Annotated in this window: 8 protein-coding genes and 2 pseudogenes; 4 read left to right on the top strand and 6 right to left on the bottom strand. The window is 70.5% G+C overall.

Annotated features, from left to right (window positions below):
* From AQJ91_RS46525 to AQJ91_RS46515, 3 genes and pseudogenes are all read left to right on the top strand, one after another.
* A pseudogene (locus AQJ91_RS46525) lies at positions 1 to 227 on the top strand (hypothetical protein); the annotation flags it as partial.
* Between the two features lie 71 nt (positions 228 to 298).
* Entirely contained in the window at positions 299 to 658 is a 360-nt protein-coding gene (locus tag AQJ91_RS46520; protein WP_067035862.1) for a hypothetical protein, read from the top strand.
* Positions 639 to 1,082 (top strand): hypothetical protein, encoded by a 444-nt coding sequence (locus AQJ91_RS46515; protein ID WP_067035859.1) that lies wholly within the window; start codon positions 639 to 641, stop codon positions 1,080 to 1,082. Before AQJ91_RS46520 ends, AQJ91_RS46515 begins: the two co-directional genes overlap by 20 nt.
* 120 nt (positions 1,083 to 1,202) lie before the next feature.
* On the opposite strand, the gene AQJ91_RS46510 is transcribed toward AQJ91_RS46515, so the two are convergent.
* From AQJ91_RS46510 to AQJ91_RS46500, 3 genes are all read right to left on the bottom strand, one after another.
* Positions 1,203 to 1,700, bottom strand: coding sequence for a GNAT family N-acetyltransferase (locus tag AQJ91_RS46510; protein WP_067035856.1), 498 nt, complete (start codon positions 1,698 to 1,700; stop codon positions 1,203 to 1,205).
* Between the two features lie 45 nt (positions 1,701 to 1,745).
* Complete coding sequence (locus tag AQJ91_RS46505) at positions 1,746 to 2,252, bottom strand: RNA polymerase sigma factor (protein WP_067035853.1); 507 nt, start codon at positions 2,250 to 2,252, stop codon at positions 1,746 to 1,748.
* A 74-nt stretch (positions 2,253 to 2,326) separates the two neighbouring features.
* A complete protein-coding gene (locus AQJ91_RS46500) occupies positions 2,327 to 3,490 on the bottom strand; it encodes a glycerophosphodiester phosphodiesterase (RefSeq protein WP_067035850.1) in 1,164 nt (387 codons plus the stop codon).
* 429 nt (positions 3,491 to 3,919) lie between these two features.
* Here AQJ91_RS46500 and AQJ91_RS46495 point away from each other — a divergent pair, with 429 nt between their 5' ends.
* Positions 3,920 to 4,540 (top strand): lysophospholipid acyltransferase family protein, encoded by a 621-nt coding sequence (locus AQJ91_RS46495; protein WP_234383449.1) that lies wholly within the window; start codon positions 3,920 to 3,922, stop codon positions 4,538 to 4,540.
* A gap of 13 nt (positions 4,541 to 4,553) precedes the next feature.
* Here AQJ91_RS46495 and AQJ91_RS57045 read toward each other — a convergent pair whose 3' ends face one another.
* The 3 genes and pseudogenes from AQJ91_RS57045 to AQJ91_RS46485 form a co-directional block, all read right to left on the bottom strand.
* Positions 4,554 to 4,886, bottom strand: a complete 333-nt coding sequence (locus tag AQJ91_RS57045; RefSeq protein ID WP_234383450.1) for a sensor histidine kinase — start codon at positions 4,884 to 4,886, stop codon at positions 4,554 to 4,556.
* A gap of 245 nt (positions 4,887 to 5,131) precedes the next feature.
* Positions 5,132 to 5,779 (bottom strand): annotated as a pseudogene (locus tag AQJ91_RS57040) (HAMP domain-containing protein); the annotation flags it as partial.
* Positions 5,776 to 6,444 carry a response regulator transcription factor gene (locus AQJ91_RS46485; protein WP_067035844.1) on the bottom strand — a complete coding sequence of 223 codons (669 nt, stop codon included), beginning with the start codon at positions 6,442 to 6,444 and terminating at the stop codon, positions 5,776 to 5,778. The gene AQJ91_RS46485 and the pseudogene AQJ91_RS57040, both read right to left, overlap by 4 nt.
* Positions 6,445 to 6,613 lie beyond the last annotated feature (169 nt).

Below are 6,613 nucleotides of genomic sequence, written 5' to 3'. Positions count from 1 at the left end.
TAAACGCGATCGCAAAGCCGGTGTCGGCCGAGGAGGCCCGTGCCCTGGCCGGCTGCTTCGGGCCCGACGACTGCTACGGCGTGGCCTGGACGCTGCTGCACCTGATCGAGACGGGGCCGAACCCGGTGTTCACCGTCCGGCCCGGCGCCGATGCCGGCGAGTGGCCGCACCGGCTGTGGCAGCGGGCCGTGAACGGCGGCCTCGTGGTCGACGAGGCGGACGGCTGACGGGCGGGCCCGGGCAGGGCCTGGCCGGGGCCGATCGTCGGGGGCCTTTTGGGCCGTAATAGGCTCGCCGCATGCTTGATGCCCTGACGCTGGTGACCGGTGTCGCCGCGCTGCTGCTCGCCGCGTGGTGCGGCTGGGCCGCGTACCGTGACCAGCCGACGAAGGACTGGCACTTCATCGGGATGGCCGTGGTGTCGCTGCTGGCGCTGGTCCAGCTGGTGATCGGGGTCGTGCAGCTGGCACGGGGCCAGAAGCCGGAGCAGGGCACGACGATCTTCGTGGCGTATCTGCTGGGCGCGTTCGCGTGTGTCCCGGCAGCCGGGTTCATGTCGCTGACCGAGCGCACGCGGTGGGGGTCGGTGACGGTTACCGCCGGCGGTGTGGTACTGGCCGTTCTCGAGGTGCGGCTCTATGACATCTGGGGAGGCTGAGGTGGCCGTGGCGGAGGAGAAGGCGCGGCTCGTCCGAGGGCCGGGGACGCTGCTCGTGTGGCTCTACGGCGTGATGGTGGTCGGAGCCGTGTCCCGGTCCGTCTACCAGATCTCGACCGAGTTCGACCGGGCGCCGCTCGCCTACTCGTTGTCCGCCGTCGCGGGTGCGGTGTACGGCTTCATCACGTACTCGCTGGTGCGGGGCGGTGAGACTGCCCGCAAAGTGGCGTTGGTGTGTTGTGCCGTGGAGCTTGCGGGTGTGCTGGGTGTCGGTACATGGACGTTGGTCGAGCCGTCCGCGTTTCCTGACTCGACGGTGTGGTCGGACTACGGGATGGACTACATCTTCATTCCTGTACTGCTGCCCGTGTCGGCCATTTACTGGCTGCGGAAGTCGCGTGCCCCGCGGGGGGATGCCGCCTGAGGTTTTCAGGCGGCCGCGAGTCCGTTGCGGCTGGTCGCGCCCACGCGGCGGAACCGCATATCGATCACGCGGCGGAGCCGCATATCGATACAGCCCCGCGCCCCTGAAGGGGCGCTTCCATCACGCCATCTGTGCGTATGCCCCCGCCGGCTTCTCCAGGACGATCATCGGGACTCCGTCGGCGCCCTCTGATGTGCCCACCGCCTCGTAGCCCACCCGGCGGTACAGGCGCAGGCCGCTCTCGCTGCGGTGACCTGTGTGGAGGCGGAACCTTTTCGCGCCGCGTTCCTCGGCCAGTGCCGACTCGGCCGCTCGGAGGAGCCTCGCGCCGATGCCGTGGCCCTGGAGGCGGGGGTGGACGCAGAGTTTGCCGATCGCGGCGGAGCCGTCCTCCGTCACGCTGCCGCGGACCGAGCCGACGACCTCTTCGCCGAGGCGGGCCACGAAGACGCAGTCCGCGGCGACCTCTTCACGGACCGAGTCCAGGGTCTGGACGAGCGGGTCGATGCGGTAGTTGCCGTACAGCGCAGCCTCGCTCTGGAAGCAGAGGTACTGCAGCCTGAAGATCTGCTCCGCGTCCTGCTCGGTCGCCGCCGAGATGGTCACGCTCATGCCCATGTGCGCACGCCTCCCGCTCACCTGATCGCCTGTCGTCCCTCACTCCTATCCCCGCGCTTCGCCGACCGCAACCTCCGGTGTGAGCAATCGACGCAGACATCCCAGACATCTGGAACGTTCCGGACCGAGACTGCCCTGTGAGATACCCAACTCCCCCGCGATTTCCCGGTATGTCAGGTCGTTCGGGGAGAGCAGTGCCTCCATCAGACGGGGGCAGCGGCCGGGGAGGCGGCGTACTGCGTCGCGCAGGGCGCGGTGGCGGGCCGCGGTGAGGGCCAGCTGTTCGGGGGCCTGGTCGAGGTCGGCGACCGGTTCGACTTCGTACGGTCGTTCCAGGCGGGTGGTGCGGCGGGTGCGGCGTACCTCCGAGCGGACCGCCCTGCGGAGCCAGCCCTGGGGGTCCACGGGTGGGCCGTCGGTGTCCAGACGTTCCAGGAGGCGGAGCCACACCGCCTGTTCCAGGTCGCCGGGTTCCGTTCCGGAGGCATGTGCCTCCGCGGAGGCCTCGGCGGTGAGCAGGGGGCGCAGGGTGGCGACGAGGTCGTGCGTCATATGCGGCACGACGCGGCCGCCCGGGGTCGGGGTTGCCCGGGCGGCCGACTGTCACCCCAACCGGGGCGTGGTGCTCAGCTGTTGACGAAGTCCTCTCGGGCGAGCAGGCCGGTGTCGGGCTGGTCCGTGAAGACGCCGTCGATGCCTGTCGCGAAGTACGTCTTGTAGGCGCCGAAAACCTCGCCGTACGCGTCGGCGTCCGTGCCCTTGCGGAAGTTCGCGGGCAGGAAGGGGTTCTCGTTGCGCATCGTCCAGGGGTGCAGGATCAGGCCGGCCGTGTGGGCGTCCCGCACCAGGCCGGTGGGCGTGGTGAGGTTGCCGTTCGCGTCCTTCGGGATGACCAGGTCCAGGGTGGGGCCGATGCCCTGCGCGTAGGAGGCGATCTCCCGTAGACCGGCCGGCTTGACGAGGTCGGCGACCGTGCGCGGGTCGCCCGTCTGGACGAAGTCCCAGGGGCGGGTGTTCGGGCCGGAGAGCAGGACCACGAGCGGGGTGTCGACCAGCTTGTTCAGGCGCTGGATGCTGGTCGGCTCGAAGGACTGCAGGATGACCGGGGAGTTCTTGCGGTGCTTGCCGTACTTGCGCAGCAGCTTGGCGACCCGCTCCTCCAGGCCGAGGCCGAGCCCTCGGAAGTAGGTGGGGTGCTTGGTCTCGGGGTAGATCCAGACCTGCTTGCCGCGCTTGCGGGTCTGCTCGTCCTGCCAGCGCAGCACCTCTTCGAAGGTGGGGATCTCCCAGCGACCGTTGTAGAGCGTGTTGTGCGGGCGGTTGGCCGGGATGCGTTCGATCGCGCGCAGGGTCTTCAGCTCGGCGAGCGTGAAGTCCTCGGTGAACCAGCCGGTGACGGAGACGCCGTCGAGGAGCTTGGTGGTCCTGCGGTCGGCGAACTCGGGGTGGTCGGCGACGTCCGTCGTGCCGCCGATCTCCGGCTCGTGACGGCAGACGATGTGGCCGTCCTTGGTGGGCACCAGGTCGCCGGCCTCGACGATGTCGGCGCCGAGGTCCAGGGCGAGCTGGTAGGCGGCGAGGGTGTGCTCGGGCCGGTAGCCGCTGGCACCGCGGTGGCCGATGATCGTGGGCACGGGGAGGCTCTTCACCCCACCACCGTGCGCCGCGTCGGCGGATCTCGCCGTACCGGACAGTCCGAGGACCGCTCCGCCCGCGCCGAGCACCGCCGCTCCGAGGAGCGCCCGCCGTCCGGTCCGGCTCGTCTGTTCGTTCGACTCCTGGGTTGCCATGAGCCCCTCCCGCTGTGATCGCCGTCCGTGCGCGCCGATCGTAGGGGCGTGGACATGACGGATGGGAGACCTCCGACGGAACTCGCGGGTGACGCTGGATGTCGTACGGGAAAGGTGAGGTGACGGTCCGTCGGATTCGGCGGGGCCGGGTGGGGAAGACGCCCGGTGTGGCACCCGGGCGATGTCCGTCACATCAATGCGGGCACGTTACGCGCCGTCGACGGTGCGCCACCGCAGGTAAACCCGGGTCAACAGTGCGTAATACCTCGATGAACCCGATGAACCCGATGTGCAAGACCCCCGGGACCGCGAGTATCGTCCTCACCTGCACAGACATATACAGATTCCCTCGCCATTCTCTCGACACCGGAGGGCCCGTTGTCCCGCTTCGCGCTCATCAAGGCAGTGCTCGGACCGATCATGCGCCTGATGTTCCGCCCACAGGTGGAGGGCGCGGAGCACATCCCGGGCGACGGTCCCGTGATCCTGGCCGGGAACCATCTGACGTTCATCGACTCGATGATCATGCCGCTCTTCTGCGACCGTCAGGTCTTCTTCATCGGCAAGGACGAGTACGTCACCGGGAAGGGCATCAAGGGGCGGTTGATGGCCTGGTTCTTCACGGGCTGCGGCATGATCCCGGTCGACCGGGACGGCGGGCGCGGCGGTGTCGCGGCGCTGATGACCGGCCGCCGGGTTCTGGAGGAGGGCAAGGTCTTCAGTATCTACCCGGAGGGCACCCGCTCCCCCGACGGCCGGCTCTACCGCGGTCGCACCGGCATCGCCCGGCTGGCCATGATGACCGGCGCGCCCGTCGTGCCGTTCGCCATCATCGGCACGGACAAGGTCCAGCCCGGCGGCGCCGGCTTCCCGCGGCCCGGCCGCGTCACCGTCCGGTTCGGCGAGGCGATGGAGTTCTCGCGGTACGAGGGCATGGACCGCGACCGCTACGTCCTGCGGGCCGTGACCGACTCCGTGATGACCGAGGTCATGCGGCTGTCCGGGCAGGAGTACGTGGACATGTACGCCACCAAGGCGAAGGCCGCGTAGCCGGAGTTCGAGTTCACTCAGACGGCGGGCTGCTCCTCGGGCGGCCCGCCGTTGGTGTGTCCGTCACCGGGCGCGGGAACCAGAGCACAAAGGTCGAGCCCTCCCCCACCCGGGAGAACAGCCGTATCTGCCCGCCGTGCGACTCCACGATCTGCCGCACGATGGCGAGCCCCAGCCCCGCGTGCCGGTCGCGGCCGCCGCCGGTGTCCCCGGCCCGCCAGAACCGGTCGAAGACGCGGGCCTGGTCGTCGTCGAGGATGCCGGGCCCCTCGTCCCGTACGGCCGTCCAGAGCCAGGCGCCGGAGCAGCCCGCGGCGACCGTGATGCGGGTGCCGGGCGTGGACAGCCGTACGGCGTTGGAGAGCAGGTCGCCGACGGCCCGGCGCAGCGCGTCGTGATCGCCGATGACGGTCGGACCGGGCCCGAGGCGGCGGCGCAGGGTGAGGCCCCGGTCGGCGGCGAGCGGGGCGAACTCGTCGCACGCCTCGTCGGCCGCGGCGGCCAGGTCGACGTCCGCGTCGGCGAGGGCGGGGCGTTGCGGCGGGCCGTGGCCAGGAGGTCCTCGACCAGCCGGGTCATGCGGGTGGTGGCCCGGTCGACGCTGCGGGCCGCCGTACGGCGCTCCTCCTCGTCCGACTCCTCGGCGGTCGGGACGGCGTCCAGGTTGGCCCGGATGATCGCGAGCGGGCTGCGCAGTTCGTGCGAGGCGTCGTCGATGAGCTGGCGCTGCGCGCGGGACGCCTCGTCCAGCCGGTCCAGCATCGAGTCCACGGTGTCGGCGAGGTCGCGCAGCTCGTCCTTGGGGCCCTGGAGGTGGATGCGCTGGGACAGGTCGGTGGCCTGGATCTCGGCGGCCGTACGGGAGATGGCGCGTACGGGGCGCAGGGCGCGGCCGGAGAGGATCCAGCCGAGGGCGAGGCTGGCGACGGCGACGCCGCCCAGGACGGCGTAGGAGAAGCGGCGCAGGTTGGCGAGCGTCTCGTGGTTCACGGCGGCCTCGACCTCGTGCACCTTGTCGGCGTCGAACTCCCCCACCTCCTGCCCGTCCACGATCTTCGTCACGGAGAACTGCTTGGTCACGGGGTGGGCCTCGCCGCTGCGTTCCACGGCGAGGTAGGTGCCGCCCAGGACGAGGGCGGTGAGGACGAAGAGGAGGCCGGAGTACAGGACGGTGAGGCGGAAGCGGATGGTGTGGGTGAAGGCGGGGAGGCGGAGGTGGCTGAGGGTGGGCCGCTTCATGGCGTCTCCTTCAACCGGTCCCCCTGCCGTATCACCGTCTCGATGAGGGGCTCGTCCTCGCCGGTGACCTTGCGGCGCAGCGAACCGACCGTGACGCGGACGGTGTTGGTGAACGGGTCGGCATGTTCGTCCCAGACGTGTTCGAGGAGTTCCTCGGCCGGTACGACGCGTCCGGGACGGGTCATCAGGTAGTGGAGCACGCTGAACTCCTTGGGCGTGAGCGGGAGTCGGCGCTCGCCGCGGTACGCCTCGAAGCGGGCGGTGTCCAGGCGGAGTTCGCCGACCTCGACGACCGAGGTGCCGCCGTCCTCGCGGCGTAGCAACGCCCTGATGCGGGCGAGGAGTTCGGGCAGGGCGAAGGGTTTGACGAGGTAGTCGTCGGCGCCCTCGTCGAGGCCGCGGACGCGGTCGGCGAGGCGGTCGCGGGCCGTCAGCATCAGGATGCGGGGGCCGCCCGAGGTGGCGCGGATGGAACGGCAGACCGAGAAGCCGTCGCCGTCGGGGAGGTTGAGGTCCAGCAGGACCAGGTCGTACTCGTTGACGGCGAGCTTCTCGCCGGCGGTGTCGACGTCTGGGGCGACGTCCACGGCGTAACCGGCCCTGACCAGCCCGACCTTGAGCGCGACGACCAGGTCCTCCTCGTCCTCGACCACGAGCAGTCGCATGTCCGGCCCCTTTGGTTCAGCCGCCGTCGATGATGGTCCGGGCGGCGGCCTCGGCATCGGTCACCGGGATGGCGGGGCTCCGCGACCTCGCTGCCGGGGCCGGGGGCGAGCGCCGTGTGGTCGCCCTGGAGGAGACCGTTCGGATGCCGGGTGAAGAGCAGCTCCAGGT

This window comes from Streptomyces dysideae, assembly GCF_001514305.1.
Lineage (GTDB): Bacteria > Actinomycetota > Actinomycetes > Streptomycetales > Streptomycetaceae > Streptomyces > Streptomyces dysideae.
This window is presented reverse-complemented; position numbering and strand designations above follow the sequence as displayed.